The 17,657-nt window shown below is 70.7% G+C and carries 12 protein-coding genes and 1 other RNA gene; 7 read left to right on the top strand and 6 right to left on the bottom strand.

Annotated features, from left to right (window positions below):
* Positions 1-30: 30 nt before the first annotated feature.
* Positions 31-1,425, bottom strand: coding sequence for an FAD-binding oxidoreductase (locus BQ8420_RS23865; protein WP_087101406.1), 1,395 nt, complete (start codon positions 1,423-1,425; stop codon positions 31-33).
* Between the two features lie 41 nt (positions 1,426-1,466).
* Here BQ8420_RS23865 and BQ8420_RS23860 point away from each other — a divergent pair, with 41 nt between their 5' ends.
* The 5 genes from BQ8420_RS23860 to rnpB all read left to right on the top strand — a co-directional run bounded on the left by BQ8420_RS23860 (position 1,467) and on the right by rnpB (position 5,254).
* Positions 1,467-2,453 carry a YafY family protein gene (locus BQ8420_RS23860; protein WP_235006451.1) on the top strand — a complete coding sequence of 329 codons (987 nt, stop codon included), beginning with the start codon at positions 1,467-1,469 and terminating at the stop codon, positions 2,451-2,453.
* Between the two features lie 41 nt (positions 2,454-2,494).
* Positions 2,495-3,367 carry a Nif3-like dinuclear metal center hexameric protein gene (locus BQ8420_RS23855; RefSeq protein ID WP_087101405.1) on the top strand — a complete coding sequence of 291 codons (873 nt, stop codon included), beginning with the start codon at positions 2,495-2,497 and terminating at the stop codon, positions 3,365-3,367.
* Positions 3,368-3,451: 84 nt separating this feature from the next.
* On the top strand, positions 3,452-4,213 hold the full coding sequence (locus BQ8420_RS23850) for a zinc ribbon domain-containing protein (protein WP_087101404.1): 762 nt from the start codon (positions 3,452-3,454) through the stop codon (positions 4,211-4,213).
* On the top strand, positions 4,210-4,857 hold the full coding sequence (locus BQ8420_RS23845) for a histidine phosphatase family protein (RefSeq protein WP_087101403.1): 648 nt from the start codon (positions 4,210-4,212) through the stop codon (positions 4,855-4,857). The genes BQ8420_RS23850 and BQ8420_RS23845 overlap by 4 nt, the downstream gene beginning before the upstream one ends.
* A gap of 11 nt (positions 4,858-4,868) precedes the next feature.
* An RNA gene (gene rnpB, locus BQ8420_RS23840) (RNase P RNA component class A) lies at positions 4,869-5,254 on the top strand.
* A 290-nt stretch (positions 5,255-5,544) separates the two neighbouring features.
* Here the strand turns inward: rnpB and BQ8420_RS23835 are convergent.
* From BQ8420_RS23835 to BQ8420_RS23825, 3 genes are all read right to left on the bottom strand, one after another.
* Positions 5,545-7,887, bottom strand: a complete 2,343-nt coding sequence (locus BQ8420_RS23835; protein ID WP_087101402.1) for a bifunctional SulP family inorganic anion transporter/carbonic anhydrase — start codon at positions 7,885-7,887, stop codon at positions 5,545-5,547.
* A gap of 280 nt (positions 7,888-8,167) precedes the next feature.
* The gene (locus BQ8420_RS23830; RefSeq protein ID WP_087101401.1) at positions 8,168-10,321 is read right to left on the bottom strand and encodes a hypothetical protein; all 2,154 of its coding nucleotides are present in this window, start codon (positions 10,319-10,321) and stop codon (positions 8,168-8,170) included.
* 347 nt (positions 10,322-10,668) lie between these two features.
* Positions 10,669-11,265 carry a YbhB/YbcL family Raf kinase inhibitor-like protein gene (locus tag BQ8420_RS23825; protein WP_235006450.1) on the bottom strand — a complete coding sequence of 199 codons (597 nt, stop codon included), beginning with the start codon at positions 11,263-11,265 and terminating at the stop codon, positions 10,669-10,671.
* Between the two features lie 252 nt (positions 11,266-11,517).
* Here BQ8420_RS23825 and BQ8420_RS23820 point away from each other — a divergent pair, with 252 nt between their 5' ends.
* Positions 11,518-14,832: a BTAD domain-containing putative transcriptional regulator gene (locus BQ8420_RS23820; protein WP_087101400.1), complete on the top strand. Its 3,315-nt coding sequence runs from the start codon at positions 11,518-11,520 to the stop codon at positions 14,830-14,832.
* Positions 14,833-14,938: 106 nt separating this feature from the next.
* Here BQ8420_RS23820 and BQ8420_RS23815 read toward each other — a convergent pair whose 3' ends face one another.
* Entirely contained in the window at positions 14,939-15,769 is an 831-nt protein-coding gene (locus BQ8420_RS23815) for an ABC transporter permease (RefSeq protein WP_087101399.1), read from the bottom strand.
* Positions 15,766-16,737 (bottom strand): ATP-binding cassette domain-containing protein, encoded by a 972-nt coding sequence (locus BQ8420_RS23810; protein ID WP_087101398.1) that lies wholly within the window; start codon positions 16,735-16,737, stop codon positions 15,766-15,768. Before BQ8420_RS23810 ends, BQ8420_RS23815 begins: the two co-directional genes overlap by 4 nt.
* Positions 16,738-16,963: 226 nt before the next feature.
* Here BQ8420_RS23810 and BQ8420_RS23805 point away from each other — a divergent pair, with 226 nt between their 5' ends.
* Positions 16,964-17,551 (top strand): PH domain-containing protein, encoded by a 588-nt coding sequence (locus BQ8420_RS23805; RefSeq protein ID WP_235006449.1) that lies wholly within the window; start codon positions 16,964-16,966, stop codon positions 17,549-17,551.
* Positions 17,552-17,657 lie beyond the last annotated feature (106 nt).

The following is a 17,657-nucleotide window of genomic DNA, read 5'->3' as shown; positions in this document are numbered from 1 at the left end:
CGGCAAGCAGGGGACACGCCTTGTGGTCTCTCACCGTCGCGGGGGCAGGGGCCGGTTGGTGTGGACGCGGCCGTGCGGGTCCACCCGATCCCGGATCGCGACGAGCCGTGCCAGGGTGTCGGGTTCGTACATGCGTGCCACGTCCGTGGTGGGGACCGGACCGAAGTTGAGGTTGCCCGCGAGCCCCAGGGTGTGTTCGGTGAACAGGCCGGTGGCCTCCGCGCGCAGATCCGCCATGGCGTCGGTGTCATGCGGGGTGGCGAAGGTGAGCGCGCCCAGGGTGTGGGTGGCGGCACGGTGGCTCACCGAGGCCGGAACCTTCGGTGGTCGTGACATGGCCCCGCCCAGGTGACGCAGCGACCCCAGGCTCATGAAGGGACGGTCGGCCGCCAACAGCTTCGACAGCGCGGTCATCGCGTCCTCGCCCGGGTCGGTGAGCATCATCGCGCGGCCCCGGTAGGGCGCCGGGTCGTCGTGGTCGTCGAAGACCGTCCCCGACTCGGCGTAGGGCAGGACGCGCGTGGTGTCCCTGAGGGCGGGCGCGATGGACCGCAGTGGCTCCACCCACGCCGGCCCCTCCTTCAGCGGGCCGCACCAGGCCACGGACAGCTGGACCACCATCCGGCCGCGCATCGCCTCGGGCACGCCCTCCACGTCGGGGTAGACCATGGCGGAGGCCCCGGAGGTCATCTCCTCGGGCACCGTGGCGGTCCAGCGCAGCCACGCGGCCAGGGTCTCGGGAGCGTCGGTGGCGTCCAGGTACAGGCTGCCGCCGTACAGACGGGCGACCGGGAACAGGTCGAACTCCACCCCGGTGACCAGGCCGAACGATCCGCCACCGCCGCGCAGTGCCCAGAACAGATCCGGCTCGGTCTCGGCCGTCACCCGATGGGTCTCACCGTCGGGGGTGACCAGATCCAGTGCGTGCACGTGGTCGGCGGCGTACCCGTGCAGGCGGCCCATCAGCGACATCCCGCCGCCCAGGGTGTAGGAGATCGCGCCCACCCCGGGCGCGCTGCCCGACAGGGGTGCGAGACCGTGCGGGGCGGCGGCGTCGATGACGTCCTGCCAGGTGGCCCCGGCCCCGACACGAGTGGTGCGGCGTCGGGGATCCACCTCCACGGTGTCCAAAGAGGTGGTGTCCACCAGGATTCCGCCGGACATCCCGGTGCCGCGGCCGTGCCCGGTGCGTTGCGCGGCCACGGGTACGCCCAGTTCGGCGGCGGTGCGTACGGCGGTCCGCACGTCCTCGGCGCCGGCCGCGCGCAGTACGGCGTCGGGTGTGTGCGGGGACAGCAGTTGAGTGCCGGTGCGGGCCCGCTCGAAGCCCTCCTCACCGGGTTCGCGGACCAGGTCCGCGCGTGCCCGGCCCAGGTGCGCCCGCAGCGTCTTCGTCACGTCGTTCGTGTACTTCTGATCGCTCATGTGGTCACGGTAGAGACCAATGCGGTCACATCACGGCCGCGATGGCCGGCACCATGGTGGACATGGTCGAGACCGAGTCGGTCCGCGCGGGGGTGCCGCAGCGGCTGCTGCGCCTGTTGTCCCTGCTTCAGGTGCGCCGGGAGTGGAGTGGTGCCGAACTCACCGAACGACTCGGCGTCAGCGCTCGGACACTGCGCCGCGACGTGGAACGCCTGCGCGACCTCGACTACCGGGTCGAGGGGACCCCCGGTGCCGCCGGTGGTTATCGGTTGGTCTCCGGACGCGACCTGCCACCGCTGTTGTTGGACGACGACGAGGCCGTGGCCATCGCCATGGGGTTGGCCACCGTGCAGGGCGTGGGCGACAGTGCGCTGCGTGCCCTGGCCAAGCTCGAACGGGTGCTCCCGGCCCGTCTGCGACCCCGCTTGGCCGCGGTGGGCGGGGCGACCTCGACCGTGCCCCACCCCGACACCCCGGGCGTGGACCCCACGGTCCTGGGCGCGCTGGCCGCCAACAGCCGCGACCGGGTGGTCACCGACCTGGTCCACCGTTCCCGTTCCGGTAGCCACACCGAACGCCGCGTCGAACCCCACCACCTGGTCCTGCACGGGGGGCACTGGTACCTCATCGCCCACGACATCGACCGCGCGGCCTGGCGGACCTTCCGGGTGGACCGGATGAGCGACCCGAGGCCCACCCACGGGCGATTCGAACCCCGAGAGCTGCCCGCACCCGACCCGGCGACCTTCCTCACCCGCCACTTCGCGCGCGGCGAGTACCGGTACACCGCCACGCTCACCCTGGAACTGTCCGCCGAGGAGGTGCGCCGTCGCGTGTACGGGCCCCTGCCCGGTTCCCTCACCCCGCTGGACGACGGGCGTTGTCGGGCACGGCTCAGCGCCGACACCGTCGATCTGGTCTGCCAGTACGCCGCGGTGCTGCTGGCCCTGGGCGCCGAGTTCACGCTGGCGGCCCCACCGGAGGTCACCGACCGTCTCCACGCTCTGGGCTCCCGGCTCGACCGATGAGGTGTTCGAGTACGTGCGCGGCGCCACGGAGCGTTAGTCTCGTGCCCGTGAGCACCTCGACCATGCAGCCGATCACCCTGTCCGACGTCGTCACCTCCTTCGAGGAGGTCTATCCGCCCTCGTGGGCCGCCTCTTGGGACGCGGTCGGCCTGGTCTGCGGCGACCCGGCCCAGTCGGTGGAGAAGATCCTGTTCGCGGTCGATCCGGTGGACGCCGTCGTCGACGAGGCCCTCACCTGGGGCGCCGACCTGATCATCACGCACCACCCGTTGATGCTGCGGGGGGTCACCAGCGTGGCCGCGAACACCCCCAAGGGCCGGATCGTGCACCGGCTCATCCGTTCGGGTACGGCCCTGTACACCGCCCACACCAACGCCGACACCGCCTCGCCGGGGGTCTCCGACGCCTTGGCGCGCGCCGTCGGACTCACCGGGACGCTGCGCCCGCTGGATCCCGACACCACCGACCCCGAGGGGCGGCGCGGCATCGGGCGCATCGGTGAACTGTCGGCCCCGCTCATCCTGCGTGACTTCGCCGAACAGGTCGCCCAAGGCCTGCCGGCCACCGCCGCGGGCATCCGGGTCGCCGGAGACCTGGACCGCCTGATCAGCACCGTGGCCGTCTCCGGTGGCGCCGGGGACTCCCTGTTGGGCGCGGCTCGCGCCGCCGAGGTGGACGTCTACGTCACCTCCGACCTGCGCCACCACCCGGCCTCGGAGTTCGTCGAACAGTCCGGCGGCCCCGCCCTGATCGACACCGCGCACTTCGCCAGTGAGTGGCCGTGGCTGGCCGACGGCGCGATCCACCTGGGTGACGCACTCGGGCGCTCCGTCGGTCCGAATGGGGCTAACGTGGAGATCCACGTGTCGACCACCGTGACGGACGCCTGGTCACAGACCTTCCAACACGTGTAGAACTCGCATTACCCGAGACCACAACTGCACAGGGCGCGGGCGGCCCTCCCCGGCCTCCCAACCGCGATTCTCAGGAGACCCCAAGTGAAAGCCGAACCCGTCGCGCAGGCCAGACTCCTCGATCTCCAGGAACTGGACTCCGAACTAGAGCGTCTGGACCACCGACTCCACAACCTGCCCGAGATCGCCGAGGTGGCCGAGCTCAAGCAGCGGGCCGACGCCCTGGAAGCCGATCTGATGACCTCCCAGACCAAGGCCTCCGACATCCAGCGCCACCAGCGCAAGGCCGAGAGCGACGTCGACCAGGTGCGCACCCGCGCCGACCGTAACGCCAAGCGCCTGGATTCGGGTGCGATCACCAACGCCAAGGACCTGCAGAACCTGCAGTCGGAGATCGAGTCGTTGGGACGTCGCCAGACCGAGCTGGAGGAAGTCGTCCTGGAGGTCATGGAGGAGGCCGAGACGGTCAACGCCGACGTCGTCCGCCTGGGCGAGGAACGTGAGGCCGCGGTGGCCAAGGTCACCGAGGTCACCGCCCGCCGCGACACCGCCGCCGCGGAGATCCAGTGGGACCGCACCCGCGTCAAGCAGGACCGTGAGCGGGTGTCCGGCGACATCCCCGACGAGCTGATGAAGCTCTACGACAAGTTGCGCGACCAGTACGACGGTGTGGCCGCCGCCCCGCTGCGCTACGGCCGCTGCAACGGCTGCAAGCTGGCGCTGAGCACCATGGAGCTCAACGAGATCCGGGCCGCGGCCGCTGACGAGATCGTTCGCTGTGAGGACTGCCGACGCATCCTGGTGCGCACCGAGGAGTCGGGTCTGAACGCTCCCGTCGCCGAATGAGCCGTGCCTGGGGTGCGCCCGACACCGAACCGACCCGGTTGCTCCTGCTTCGGCACGGTCGGACACCGCTGTCCGTCGAACGGCGTTTCGCCGGACGCGGTGACATCCTCCTCACGGAGGCCGGCCACGCCCAGGCCGAGGCCGCCGCGCGCCGGGTGGCCGAGTTGGGTGTCGACGTGATCGTGTCCTCGCCGCTTGCGCGTACCCGGCAGACCGCCGGGTACGCGGCCGACCTGCTGGGCCTGCCGGTGGAGGTGGACGAGGGGTTCGTGGAGACCGACTTCGGGATCTGGGAGGGTTTGACGTTCGCCGAGGCGCGCGAACGCGACGCCGAGCACGTCGACCGGTGGCTGTCCGACCCCGAAACGGGGCCGCCCGAGGGGGAGAGCTTCGCCCAGGTGGCCCGGCGCGTGGCGAGGGCGCGCGACGCGCTCCTGGAACGCCACCGGGGCCGTCGGGTACTGCTGGTCAGCCACGTCACCCCGATCAAGGTCACCGTTCAGCAGGCGTTGCTCGCCCCCATCGAGGCGCTGTACCGCATGCACTTGGACACCGCGTGCCTGACCGAGGTGGACTACTACGCGGACGGTCCCCAGGTGGTGCGTTCCCTCAACGACACCGCTCATCTGTTGGGGCTAGACTGAACCGTAGAGGGGGAGTCGGCCAGACGGTCGCGGACCCGCGCCCGGCGCGGGTTCGAGGAAAGTCCGGACTCCACAGGGCAGGGTGGTCGGTAACACCGACCCGGGGCGACCCGCGGGACAGTGCCACAGAAAGCAGACCGCCATCGCTTGCGGTGGTAAGGGTGAAACGGTGGTGTAAGAGACCACCAGCGGCCGGAGCGATCCGGACGGCTAGGTAAACCCCACCCGGAGCAAGGTCAAAAAGAGAACCCTCGGGTTCTCGCGCGGATGTTCGAGGGTGGCCCGCCCGAGTCCGCGGGTAGACCGCACCGAGGTCGTCGGCAACGACGGCCCCAGATGGATGACCGTCCGGTCCGTAAGGACCCGACAGAATCCGGCTTATCGGCCGACTCCTTCCTCTTTCGACTCTTCGATCTTCGGGGTGGGGCCGGATATGCCGGGGATACGGGGATACCGCTCGGTGGTGATGGTCCCAACCCCGGTGTCACCGGTACATTGGCCCATGCGCTCCGGTCCCCGGGGCGCGAACGCCCGTGGGATCGATCGGGTCGAACCGACGGGCATCCGCGTTCAAGGGAATGGGTGACTCTCGTTGGACTCCACCGCCGTCTGGGTGGTCCTCTTCGGCCTACCGATCCTGGCGATCGTAGCGATCATCCTGCTCGCCATGTACCAGGCATCAGGTGTTCAGCAGGACGGGCGCGACGACGCCCCGGACGACGACTCGAACTCCGGCTGACGCGACGGCGGCGCCGGTTCGGTCATCTCCTGGACACTCCGGATCGGGCCGAAGTCTCCGGTCTCGGGGTCCCACAGGTGCACCCTTGTCGTCCCCAGGTCGTAGTACATGCCCGACAGGGTCAGTTCACCCGACTCCACCCTCGCGCGGACCGCGGGGTGGCTCCTGAGGTTGTCGAGCTGCTCGACCACGTTGGCCTGTGCCAGGCGGCGTAGCGCCTCGGTGGTGGGCAGCCCGGTCAGTTCTTCGTGGTCGTCGCGTGCCCGGCGCAGGCTCGCGTCGCCCTTGGCCAACCAGCGGCGGATGTGCGTGCTCTCCACCTCTTCGGGCCCCTGATGGGTCCTGTCCAGTAGGGCCCGCATGGCCCCGCAGTGCGAGTGGCCGCACACCACGATGGAGGGCACTCGCAGGACGTTGATCGCGTATTCGATCGCTGCGCCCACGGAACCGTCCGGGTCCTCGAAGGCGGGCACCAGGTTGCCCACGTTGCGCACCGTGTACAGGTCGCCGGGGCCGCCGGCGGTGATCAGGTCGGGGACCACCCGGGAGTCGGCGCAGGTGATGAACAGCGCGGTCGGCCGGTGGCCGTGTTCCAGCCAGCCCATCACCGAACGCATCCGGTCGGCGGAGCCCGCGTGGTACTCCCGGGCACCGGCGGTGAGCAGCCCGATCGGGTGTGCCTCCTCCTCGGTGCAGGACCGGTCGCGCATGTCCCAGGGCGCCCACCAGCGGCCCCTGGGGATGGTCTTGGCGGCCGGTGCCGAACGGTCGGAGCTGCGCGCGTACCACTGCTCGTGCACCTCGTCGATGTCGACGCCGCCGCCGGTGCGTTCGTGGTCCACCCGCCAGGCGTGGATGGTCTCGAAGGCGGCGTGGTCCATGAAGTCCACGTGCAGGTCCAGGTCCACGTGGGCGCCCGCCGGGATGGTGCGCAGCACGTGCGCGAGTCGGGGCACGCCCAGGAACGTGAGCGAGCCGTCCACGATGACGTGTACGCGACCGTGGCGCTCCTCGGTGGTCACGGTGATCCGGGTCAGTCGGCGCAGGGCCATGACCATGGCGAGCGCGAACCCGATGCACACCCCTTCCAACAGTCCCAGGAACACCACACCGGACAGGGTGACCAGGTAGACACCGGCCTCGTGGTGGCGGTGCAGGTCGCGCAGATGGGCCAGGGAGACCATCCGCGCGCCGATGAACACCAGCAGCGCGGCCAGCGCCGGCATCGGGATCAGTTCGACCACGTGCGCGAAGAACGCCACGAACAGCAGGATCCACACGCCGTGCAGGATCGTGGAGAGCGGGCTTCGGGCCCCGGCGCGCACGTTGGCGGTGCTGCGCACGATCACCCCGGCGATGGGCAGCCCACCGAGAGCGCCGCTGACGGTGTTGGCGGCGCCCTGGCCGCACAGTTCTCGGTCGAGTCGCACGCGCCGGCCGCCGTGCAGGCGGTCCACGGCGATCGCGGCCAGGAGCGACTCGACACTGGCGACCATGGCCACGGTGGCCACCGCGAGGGCGATCCCGTGCCACTGGCCGGAATCGGGCAGGGCCGGCCCGTTCCACGCCTCGGCCAGGGAGGCGGGCAGCGTGACGGTCTCCACATCCCAGCGGCCCAGGGCGGCGATGACCGTGGCGGTGCCGACCGCGACCAGCGCCGCCGGGATCATCCCCGGCCGCAACCCGGCGATGGTGGGGAGACGGTCCCAACCGAACATGATGGCGATGGTGATGACCCCGACGGCGACCGCCGCGGTGTGGTTGTGCGCGATCTGTTGGGGCAGATCGGTGATGTTGGCCAGTGCCGAGCTCTGGGGTGCGCCGCCCAGGACCACGTGGAGCTGGGCCAGGGCGATGGTCGCGCCCACCCCGGCGAGCATGCCGTGGACGACGGCGGGGGAGACGGCCAGGGCGGCCCGGGCGACGCGGAAGGCGCCCAGGGCCAGTTGGACGAGGCCTGCCAGCAGCGTGATCAGGCAGGTCACGCGCCAGCCGTAGGTCAGGATCAGATCGGCGACGATGATGGTGAGGCCTGCGGCGGGGCCGCTGACCTGGACCACCGAACCGCCGGCCAGTCCGGCGACGATACCGCCCACGACGGCGGCGATGATGCCGGCGACGAGGGGTGCGCCGGAGGCGACCGCGATCCCCAGGGATAGGGGGACGGCGACCAGGAAGACCACGAGGGAGGCGCCGACGTCGGCGGCGAGGCGCTGGCGAGCCGTGTGGGTCGGCGGCGGGGAGGTGTCTCCCCGCCGCCCGGGTGGTGTCTCCTGAGCGGGGTTACGCATGGTTGCTCCGTGGGTCGGACCGGGCGGGTACGCGTGGAACGCACGTGAGCGGGGGTGCGCGCGACAACGACCGCACCTCGACGGGTGCATGTCTAGTCACTCATTGTAGTCAATATTCATGACACCGAGTGACGAACCGTTGTGGTTCTGGTAACCGTTTCCCGACTTTGATCGGTGGGGGAAACGCACGGGGCACAACGAAAACCGAGGTGGCGGGGTTTCCCGCCACCTCGGTGGTGTGAAGCCAAGGCTGTGGACGATGCCGGTCAGAGGTGCGCGGTCACCGGAAGCGCCCGTCCTCGTAACCGCCCTCGTAGTAGTCCGGGCGGTAACCGGGGCGGGGCTCCTCGTCGTAGGGTCCCTGTCCCGGGTGCGGGGCGGGGCCGCCGTACCGCGGGCCTTGGCCGGGCCGGTCGCCTTCGGGGCGCCAATCCTCCACCGGCGGGTACCCGTAGTCGGGGGACGGGAAGTTCCCGCCCAGCATGTCCGAGTAACCGCCCTGACCGCTCTGACCGCTCTGACCACCGGGCCCCTGGGGAGGGCCGCCCTGACCCAACGGCCGCCCGAACTGGTCGGTCTGCTGGGGTCGCTGCTCCCCGTAGGGCATACCGCTGAACTGACCGCTCTGGTAGGCGCCGGTCCCGTACCCCGGGTCGGTGGGGTAACCGCCGGTCGGATGTGGGGCGGGCTGACCGGGGCCGCCCGGCGCGCCGAGTCCGCCCGGCATCCGCGTGGGCTGACTCGGCCCTCCGTAGCCGGCCTCCTCCGGGGATTCCCACAAGGGGGCGTTGCCGCCGTGGCCCGCACCGGGTGCCCCGGGCATCGCGGGTCCGCCCGGAGCCATCGGACCACCGGGAACGCCGGAAGCACCCGGCATGCCCAGGGCGCCCGGCGTGCCTGGGGCGCTCGGAGCGTCGAAACGGCCGGGATCGCCCTGGCCGATCGGTCCGCCTGGGTGGCCGGGCCGGGTGTGGGTGCCGCTGTCGTAGGGGTTGCGCTGGTGGGTTCCGGTGTCGTACTCGGGTCGGGTGAAGGATCCGGTGTCGTAGGCGGGGCGGTTGTGTTGGCCGGTGTCGTATTCGGGGCGGGGTGGTGTGAGTCCGCCTGGGTGGCCGGGCCGGGTGTGGGTGCCGCTGTCGTAGGGGTTGCGCTGGTGGGTTCCGGTGTCGAACTCCGGCCGATTGAAGGAATCGGTGGAGGTGACGTTGGGGTCGTAGGCGGGCCCGCCCTGGAACGGCCCGCCTTGGAACGAGCCTGAGGGATAACCACCGGTCAACGGATCCGAACCCGGGCCGGGGGCCGGGTGCCCGGGCACGTTCGGGCCGCCCATGGGCTGCCCGGGCGCGGGCATCGCCCCCGAGTGGCCGCCGGGTCCGGAACCACCCGGTGCGCCCGGCGTACCGGGCATGCCGTAGCCGCTCAGGTCGGGGCGCTGATGGGCGCCGGTGTCCAGGCTGGACCAGATCGGTGAAGTGAAGTCGTTGTTCGAGCTGGGGCGGAAACCCGGGTCGAGCGGGTCGGAGGAACCGGGGCCCGATCCCAAGGGCGTGCGGTCCGAACCATAGGAGCCGGGGGTGTCGTCCTCCGCCCCGAGTCGCTCGGACGGGCTGAGGGGCTCGCGTCCCTCGAAGGGGTCACCGGTGGAAGGCGGTGGTGGGGTCCAACCCGTGCCCAACGGATCTTCGTCGCGGATCCCGGGGGCGGCCGGCATGGGCGGCTGCGCGGGGGGCAGCCCTTGCGTGGGCGGTAGCCCCTGCGTGGGCGGGAGCGCCGACAGTGAGGGACCCGAGTCCAAAGCGGCGGGACGTCGAGGCGGCTCCGGCCGGCGCTGTGGCTCCTGATGCCGTGGTTCCGGGCGCTGCGGCGGTGCCTCGTTCGGGGTGTCACTGTGCCCCAGGCCGGCCAGCATCGCCAGGTCCGAGGTGGTTCCGCGCGGGACCCGATTCTCCTCCGGGGTGTCGACGATGGTGGGAGGCCCCTGGTCCCGATGGCCACCGCGCACGGGCTCGTCGTCGAAGTCCTCGTCATACTGATAGCCGCCGACGTCCCCCGCGCCATAGGCGTCGTCCCGGTCCCGAGGGCTCGTCTGCGCGGGACCCTCGTCGTTCAGACTCGACCAGAAGTCGTTGTCGGAGAGGCCGCCGGAATCGTCGTCCCAGTCGACTTCGCGCTGTCGCCGCCCCTTGGGTCGTCGCTCCGTCCGGCTCGGCCGGCGGCCACGCTCCCGTGCCCCCTCGTCATCGCCGTCGAGGTCGGACGATCGCCCCCGACCCCGGACAGGCCGATCATCGCGATCGTCCTCGACGTCGTCGTCGTAATCGTCGTCGTAGTCGTCGTTCGAGCCGAGACTGAGCGCCCGCATCCCCAGTAGGAGGAGTACCAGCACGGCGAGCACGACGATGACGGCGATGATGATGATGAGGGTGACGCTCATGGTGTACGCACTACCTTGGGGAGGTCTGCCGCGCCCGGGACGCACCGGGAACCGGTCCTGTGAGGACCGGCCGGGGGAGGGCGGCGCACTGGTTCCGGGTGACCGCGGGGTGCCTGACCCACTCGGCCTTGGCGAAGTGGGCGCCGAAGCCCCGATGCGGTCTCGGGCCGGGGCGTCGCGCGGCGGGTGGACGGGAATCGGTCATCTGAAAAGGGGCGAGGGACACAGCCCTACTGTATGTGCTGTCGTGCGCTGTGTGCAGAGGGCAACGGGAGCTGTCTCGGTTCATTCCCGGGTCCCTGGTGGGAAGGGTGGAGCCGGTCAGAAAACGCCCATGGTGATCTATTTCACTCGCTGCTGGTGACGAGGGAGCCCCTGGCCACGGCTTGGGCGGCGATGCTTTCGAGGGTCAGGTCCAGTGACGCGCCCTCGGGCAGATCGAGGGGTTCGTTGAGCGCGTACACCGTGAATCGGTAGGAGTGCGTGTCGTCCTCCTCGGGGCAGGGGGCCCCGTAAGCGGCGTCGCCCGAACTGTTCTGGCCGAGCTTGGCGTCGGCCGGGACGGTGTTCTGTCGCAGTTCCACCAGCTGGGGGTCCAGGTCATGGACGACCCAGAACACGAGAGCGGCCTGCGGATCGTCCACCACGAGCGCGATCGAGCCCACGTCGTCGGGCAACCCCGACCAGGTCAACGGTGGGGAGACCGGCTCCCCCTCGGCGTCGCAGGTGTAGGTGGCGGGCAGCGGCTGCCCTTCCTGCATCATCGTGCTGATCACGTTGATGTCGGTCGGCATCTCGCCGCTCAACTCCGAATCGAGCACACCACAGCCGGTCGACGCGAGCAGGGCGGCCCCCGCCACGACGGCACCCGCTCGGACACCGGGACGGGTGCGGACCGTGCCGGTGTCGGCGACGGTCCGGGTGAAAGGCAAGACCGGGAACAAAATGGGGCTCCTGCTGGACTTTCGGGCCATAAGGCGAGACTCGCTGTGCACCGGACCCGGCACACGGGAGGCAAGCTCCGGTGCCCGTCGCGGTGGAACCGTACGCGCGGGGCCGTCTCCGGCGCCGTCACACGGTCCTGAGCGAACCCTACTGTGGTCCGACGAGCCCCTGTGACTCTCGGGAGTCCCACACCCGATGGGGGCTGTGGACAACCGAAGGCGTCGGCGCCGGGAATCGGTCATCATGAAATCGTGTGGTTCTCCATTCTCGGTCCCCTCCAAGTACTCGATTCCTCGGGTGAACCCGTCGCCGTGGGCGGTGCCCGTCTGCGCGCCCTGCTGGTGCTGCTCTTGCTCCGGCCAGGGCGTCCGTCGGCCGTGGAGGAGCTCACCGACGCCATCTGGGGAGAGTCCGTCCCCAACGCCGCGGGCAACGCCCTACAGGCGCTGGCATCACGTCTGCGCCGCGCGCTGGGCGAGGAGGCCGTCCTGCTCGGTGACGGCGGCGGATACCGGTTGGAAGTCGCCCCCGAACAGGTGGACCTGCACGTCTTCGAGGATCTGGCCGAGCGTGGACGGGCCGATCTGACGGCCGGCCGATTCGAGCGGGCCGAACACTCCTTGGGCGCGGCGCTGGCGCTGTGGCGTGGTCCCGCTCTGCCCGACCTCACCTCCCGCGGGTGGGCGGAGGAGGTCGCCCTGCGCCTGGCGGAGGCCCGCCGCACGGCCACCGAGGATCATCTGGAGGCCCAGGTCGCCCTCGGTCGGGCGACCGACGCCCTGCCCCGGGCGGAGGCCTTGGCGTCGGGGGATCCGCACCGTGAACGCCCCGTCGAACTGCTCATGCGCGCCCTGGCCGGGAGTGGACGTACCGCCGACGCCCTCGCGGGCTACGAGACCTTTCGTGGTCGCCTGGCCGAGGAACTGGGGCTGGATCCCTCACCCCGTCTGCGGCAGGTCCACCTCGACCTGTTGCGCGGTGAACTCACCCCGCCACGCTCGACCCCGAGGACGCGGGCGAGCGATTCCGGCCCCGGAAGCGACGACCGGGGCGCCGCTCCGGCGCCCCCGCTCCGGCTGCCACACCACCTGACCGAGTTCGTGGCACGCGAGGCCCAGGTCGAGGCGACCGTCGATCGGCTCGGCGTCACCCGCATGGTCACCCTCACCGGCCCCGGGGGCGCGGGCAAGACCCGCTTGGCCACGGAGTCCGCCGCCACCTTGGTCGAACGGGACCGCTCCTTGGTGAGCGGTGGCGTGTGGTGGGTCGAACTCGCACCGGTACGGCAGGGGGAGGACCTGCCCGAGGCCGTCGCCGCCGCCCTCGAACTGCGCGAGCTCAACGTCATCAAGGCCCGCACCGGGGCCGCTCAGGCGTCGCCGACGGACCGGATCGCCGCCCATCTGGGCGCGCGACCCTGTCTGGTGGTGCTGGACAACTGCGAGCACTTGATCGAGGACGCCGCCCGGTTCGTCCAGACCCTTCTGGCCCGCTGTCCCGGTCTGAGGGTGCTGGCCACGTCCCGGGAGCCGCTCGGTTTGTCGGGCGAGGCGCTCCTGCCGGTTCCCTCGCTCGACCTGCCGCCGGAGGGTGCCGATGTCGACCTGGCCCTGGCCTGCTCGGCCGTGGAGTTGTTCGCGGCCCGCGCGGAGTCGGCTCGCCCGGGGTTCCGTCTCACCCCGGACAACGTCGACCACGTCGTGCGCATCACCCGTGAGCTGGACGGCATGCCACTGGCCTTGGAACTGGCCGCCGCCCGCCTTCGGGTGATGAGCGCCGGCCAGCTCGCCGAACGTCTCACCGACCGGTTCCGTCTGCTCACCAACGGCAGCAGGGCGGGGTTGCCCCGCCACCGCACCCTGCGGGCGGTGGTCGACTGGAGTTGGGAACTGCTGGACGAGGCCGAACGTCGGCTGTTGCGCAGGCTCGCCGTCTTCCCCGGCGGTGCCACGCTGGAGGCGATCGAGCGGGTGGCGGCCGACCCCGCGAGTGAACCGGGCCGGGTCGCCGGCCGGGACGTGTGGACGGTCCTGTTCGCCCTGGTGGACAAGTCCCTCGTGATCGCCGAGAGGCCCGCACACGAGGACGCGCCGCCCGCCTACCGGCAGTTGGAGACGGTGCGGGCCTACGGGTGGGAACGCCTGGTCGAGTCGGGGGAGGAGGGCCGTGTCCGTGATGCCCACGCCCTCTACGTGTTGGAGCTGTGGCGGCGGGCCGACCCCGGGCTGCGCGGACCCGGGCAGATCCTCTGGCTGAACCGGCTCAGGACCGAGGTCGACAATTGCACGACCGCCTTCCACTGGGCTCTGGAGAGCCACGACGCCGACCTGGCCCTGGACCTGGTGGAGCGCACCCAGTGGTACTGGACGCTGGACGGTGCCTGGCGGCAGGTCCACCGTTGGTCCGCACAGGTACTGGACCTGGTGGGGGAGAAGGTGCCACCGGGCAGGGAGACCGCCTACGCGGGTTGCCTGTTCCACAAGGCGGGGGAGATGGCCGCGGGGCGCGCGGTCCTACTGGAACGGTTGGCCCGGGTGGAGGAGGTGTGCGAGGCCGGTGGGACGAGGGTCGAGGATCACCCGGTGCTCATTTCCTGCCTGGTCTACCGGGCGATGGCCGAGGGCGACCCCGACGGCCCCGCGCGGGTACGGGTGGAGGCCGCTCTTCGGCGGCACGAGGATCCCTGGGTCCGGGCGATGATGTATCTGTCGGTGTCGATACTCGACGCGGTCTTCGGTGACGCTCCCCGCTCCCGAGAACGGGCGGAGATCGCCTTGTCGACGATGCGCGAGTGCGGCGACGTATGGGGGCAGTGCAACGCACTGGCCCAGCTCGTGGACACGACCGCGGCCACCGACCTGCAACGTTCTCGGGAGCTGCTGCAGGAGGGCATCGACCTGGCCGAAGGCTCCGGGTTGGAGCGGCTCGGCGGTCTCTTTCGCACCCTGATGGCCCAGGTCCTGGTCGAACTCGGTGACGTGGAGGGTGCCGCCCTCGTATTCGAACGGGTCAGGGAGGAAACGGTCGAGGACGAACATCTGGTGACCCACCGCATGACCAGGATCCATTGGTTACAGGCCACCGGGGACCTGGAGGGGGCCCGTCGGTTGCTGGACCGTACCGAACCCCTGGTGCGCGGGCTGGGCGGGTTCGCGCCGGTCTACATCGAACCCACCTGGCGCACCCTCGCCGCCGAACTCGCGTGGGCCGAGGGGGACGTCGAACGGGCCTGGAACGAGGCGGGACGGGCGTGGTGGCTCTCCCGCAGCGGGCCCGACATGGCCGGGCCGGCCGCACTGGAGACCCTCTCCCGGTTGGCGGCGGAGAGCGACCCCGGATGGGCCGCGGAGCTGTTGGGGTACAGCGCCGGGCTGCGCGGGGTCCTCAACAGCGCATCCGCCAAGATCGGTGCCCTGCGCTCGCGCCTGGACCGCGCGCTGGGCGGGACCGAGGCGGAACGGCTGATCATCCGGGGCCGCCAGACGCCCAGAACACGGATCCTGGAGAACGTGGAGCGGTGGCTGGGACCGATCGTGCCCGACGACGTCGACGTCGGAGAATGGTGACACCGACCCGAACCCGCCCTTGATCTCGGCCCCTGCTGATCCTGACCCCTGCGAACGTCCCGGTGGCGCGGAACCGCCCGGGACGTTCAGGGTGCACCGTGGATCCTCAGGTGCGGCGCCGGTAGGCCCACACCGCCAGCGGGGAGAAGACCGCCGTGATGATGACCGACCACACCAGGGTCCAGATCACCGGTCCGGCGACGTCGCCACCGAGCATCAGCGCGCGCATGGCGTCCACCACGTGGGTGACCGGGTTGTTCGCGGCGATGGGCGCGAGCCAGCCCGGCATGTCGTCGGGTGAGACGAACGCGGAACTGCCGAAGGTCAACGGGAACAGCAGGATCATCGCGAAGGACTGCACGGCCATGGGGGTGCGGGCGAGCATCCCCACGAAGGCCGACATCCAGCACAGCGCGAAGGCGAACAGCAGGATCAGGGCCGCGGCGACCAGCACTCCGACCACCCCGCCCTCTGGTCGGAAGCCGATGGCCAGTCCGACCACCAGCACCATCACGACCGTGATGGCGTAACGGACCAGGTCGCCCAGGATCGCGCCGATCAGTGGGGCCGAACGGGCGATGGGCAGCGAGCGGAAGCGGTCGAAGATGCCCTTCTCCACGTCCTGGCTCAAGCTGAAACCGGTGCCCATGGTCGCGAAGATGACCGACTGCGCGATGATGCCGGGCATCAGGAAGTCCCGGTAGGTCTGCCAGTCACCCATCATCGCCTGACCGAAGACGAAGACGAACAGGGTCACGAACATGACCGGTTGCAGCATCAGCCCGAAGACCTCTTCGGGGTTGGCCTTGATCTTCAGCACGCTGCGCCAGGTGAGCTGGAGCCCGTTCTGCACCGTCAGCAGCGGACTGATCCGCTGCGGGATCTGCGGTACGGGTCCGGAGGAGGCGGCCGACGGCCGGGTGGTCACGGTACTCACGGGCGAGCTCCTTCGGGGGCGTCGTCGGTGTCCGGGGCCTCGGCGGAGTGCCCGGTCAGGGCCAGGAACACCTCGTCCAGGCTGGGTTTGCGCAGGGACAGCTCGCCCACGGCCACACCCTGTTCGTCCAGTCGGCGGACCACCTCGGGCAGGACGGCGACGTCGTTGACCGGAACGTTGGCCACCAGACCGTCGCTGTGCACGGGTGCGCTCGTGACCGCCTCGATGATCTTGGTGGCCAGTGGCAGCTGGCCGCTGTCCACCGTGCGCAGCTCCAGTACCTGGTCGCCGGCCTGGTTCTTGAGCTCCTCGGGGGTGCCCTGGCTGATCACCCTGCCGTGGTCCAGCACCATGATGTCGTCGGCCAACTGGTCGGCCTCCTCCAGGTACTGGGTGGTGAGCAGCACGGTCACCCCGTCGCTCACCAGGTCGCGGACCACCGCCCACATGCCGTTGCGGCTGTGCGGGTCCAGCCCCGTGGTCGGTTCGTCCAGGTACAGCAGCGCGGGCCGACCGACCAGGCTCGCGGCCAGGTCCAGCCGGCGGCGCATGCCCCCGGAGTAGGTCTTGGCCGGGCGACCGCCGGCGTCGGAGAGTTCGAAGCGTTCCAGGAGTTCGGTGGCCCGGGCTCGGGCCTGCGCACGATCGAAGCCCAACAGACGGGCGATCAGCACCAGGTTCTGGGTACCGGTCAGCTCGGCGTCCACGGCGGCGTATTGGCCGGTCAGGCCGATCTGGCGGCGTACCTCGTGGGGCTGGCGCACCACGTCGAACCCACCGACGGTGGCGTGCCCGCCGTCGGGGCGCAGCAGCGTCGACAGGATGCGCACGGTCGTGGTCTTCCCGGACCCGTTGGGCCCCAGGACGCCCAGCACGGCCCCCGTCCTGGCGGTCAGGTCGACTCCGTCCAAGGCGCGTTCGCCTTTGAACTCCTTGACCAGACCTTCCGCGCGGATGGCGTCGGTCATCAGTTTCCTCCGATTCGATGTCTGTCCCCAGTGTGCCGACCGGTACTGACAGAACGCTGATACGTGTTCTCGGTGCTCTCGCCCTGAAATGTCGACTCCGGGTGTCAGGGAAGTCCGCGTACCGCTGTGGAAGGAACACCCAGCCGGAGTGAGCCCTTCCCCCGGCCCCGGATTCATCGCCCCCGCCCACGATCGAGGAACGTATGAAGGGCCTAGACTCGGGCGGGTGACGAACATCCCGCCCCACGACGCCGTGCCCCAGCCGAGGGAAACGCCCCATTCCGCGGACCCAGGGACGGGTGTGGCTCGGCTACGCCCGCCGATGCGGAGGGTGAGCAGCCGTTCGATCGGGGTGTGGACGTTGCGGATGGCCTTCGGCGCGCTGTTCAACCTGGCCCTGCTCAGCGCGGCGGCCTGGGCCCTGGGGAACTTCGCCTGGGGTTGGGTGCCGACGTGGGCCCACGAGAATGCCTGGGCCTTCCCCTCCGCCTACGTTGTGTACGCCCTGCTCAAGATCGCCATCGTGCCCTCATGGCGGTACCGGGTGCACAGGTGGGAGGTCGACGAGGACGTCATCTACACCCGGTCCGGGTGGATCAGCCGGGCCTGGCAGTTGGTTCCGGTCAACCGGCTACAGACGGTCGACCACACCCAGGGGTGGCTGGAACGGATCTTCGACGTGGCCACGCTCCAGGTACGGACCGCCTCCTACGCCGGGTCCTCGACCATCGAGGGCCTGGACGCCGAGGAAGCGCGCCGGCTCAGCGAGGAACTGGCCGTGCGCGCCGGGTCTCTCCGGGACGACGCGACCTGATGGACCCACGACACGAACCCCACGAAGCCCACGCGCGGCCGGAGACCCCGGAGAGCGGTCCGGGCGGCTGGGTCGCGCCCGGCAGTACCTCCGCCACCCCCGCCCC

Origin of the sequence: Nocardiopsis sp. JB363 (assembly GCF_900143625.1) — a bacterium.
GTDB lineage: Bacteria > Actinomycetota > Actinomycetes > Streptosporangiales > Streptosporangiaceae > Nocardiopsis.
This window is presented reverse-complemented; position numbering and strand designations above follow the sequence as displayed.

Excerpts from the sequence above, each read along its gene's own strand:
- BQ8420_RS23830 (WP_087101401.1), bottom strand. The coding sequence starts at position 10,321 with ATGAGCGTCACCCTCATCATCATCATCGCCGTCATCGTCGTGCTCGCC.
- BQ8420_RS23860 (WP_235006451.1), top strand. The coding sequence starts at position 1,467 with ATGGCCGGCACCATGGTGGACATGGTCGAGACCGAGTCGGTCCGCGCG.
- BQ8420_RS23835 (WP_087101402.1), bottom strand. The coding sequence starts at position 7,887 with ATGCGTAACCCCGCTCAGGAGACACCACCCGGGCGGCGGGGAGACACC.
- BQ8420_RS23810 (WP_087101398.1), bottom strand. The coding sequence starts at position 16,737 with ATGACCGACGCCATCCGCGCGGAAGGTCTGGTCAAGGAGTTCAAAGGC.
- BQ8420_RS23865 (WP_087101406.1), bottom strand. The coding sequence starts at position 1,425 with ATGAGCGATCAGAAGTACACGAACGACGTGACGAAGACGCTGCGGGCG.
- BQ8420_RS23845 (WP_087101403.1), top strand. The coding sequence starts at position 4,210 with ATGAGCCGTGCCTGGGGTGCGCCCGACACCGAACCGACCCGGTTGCTC.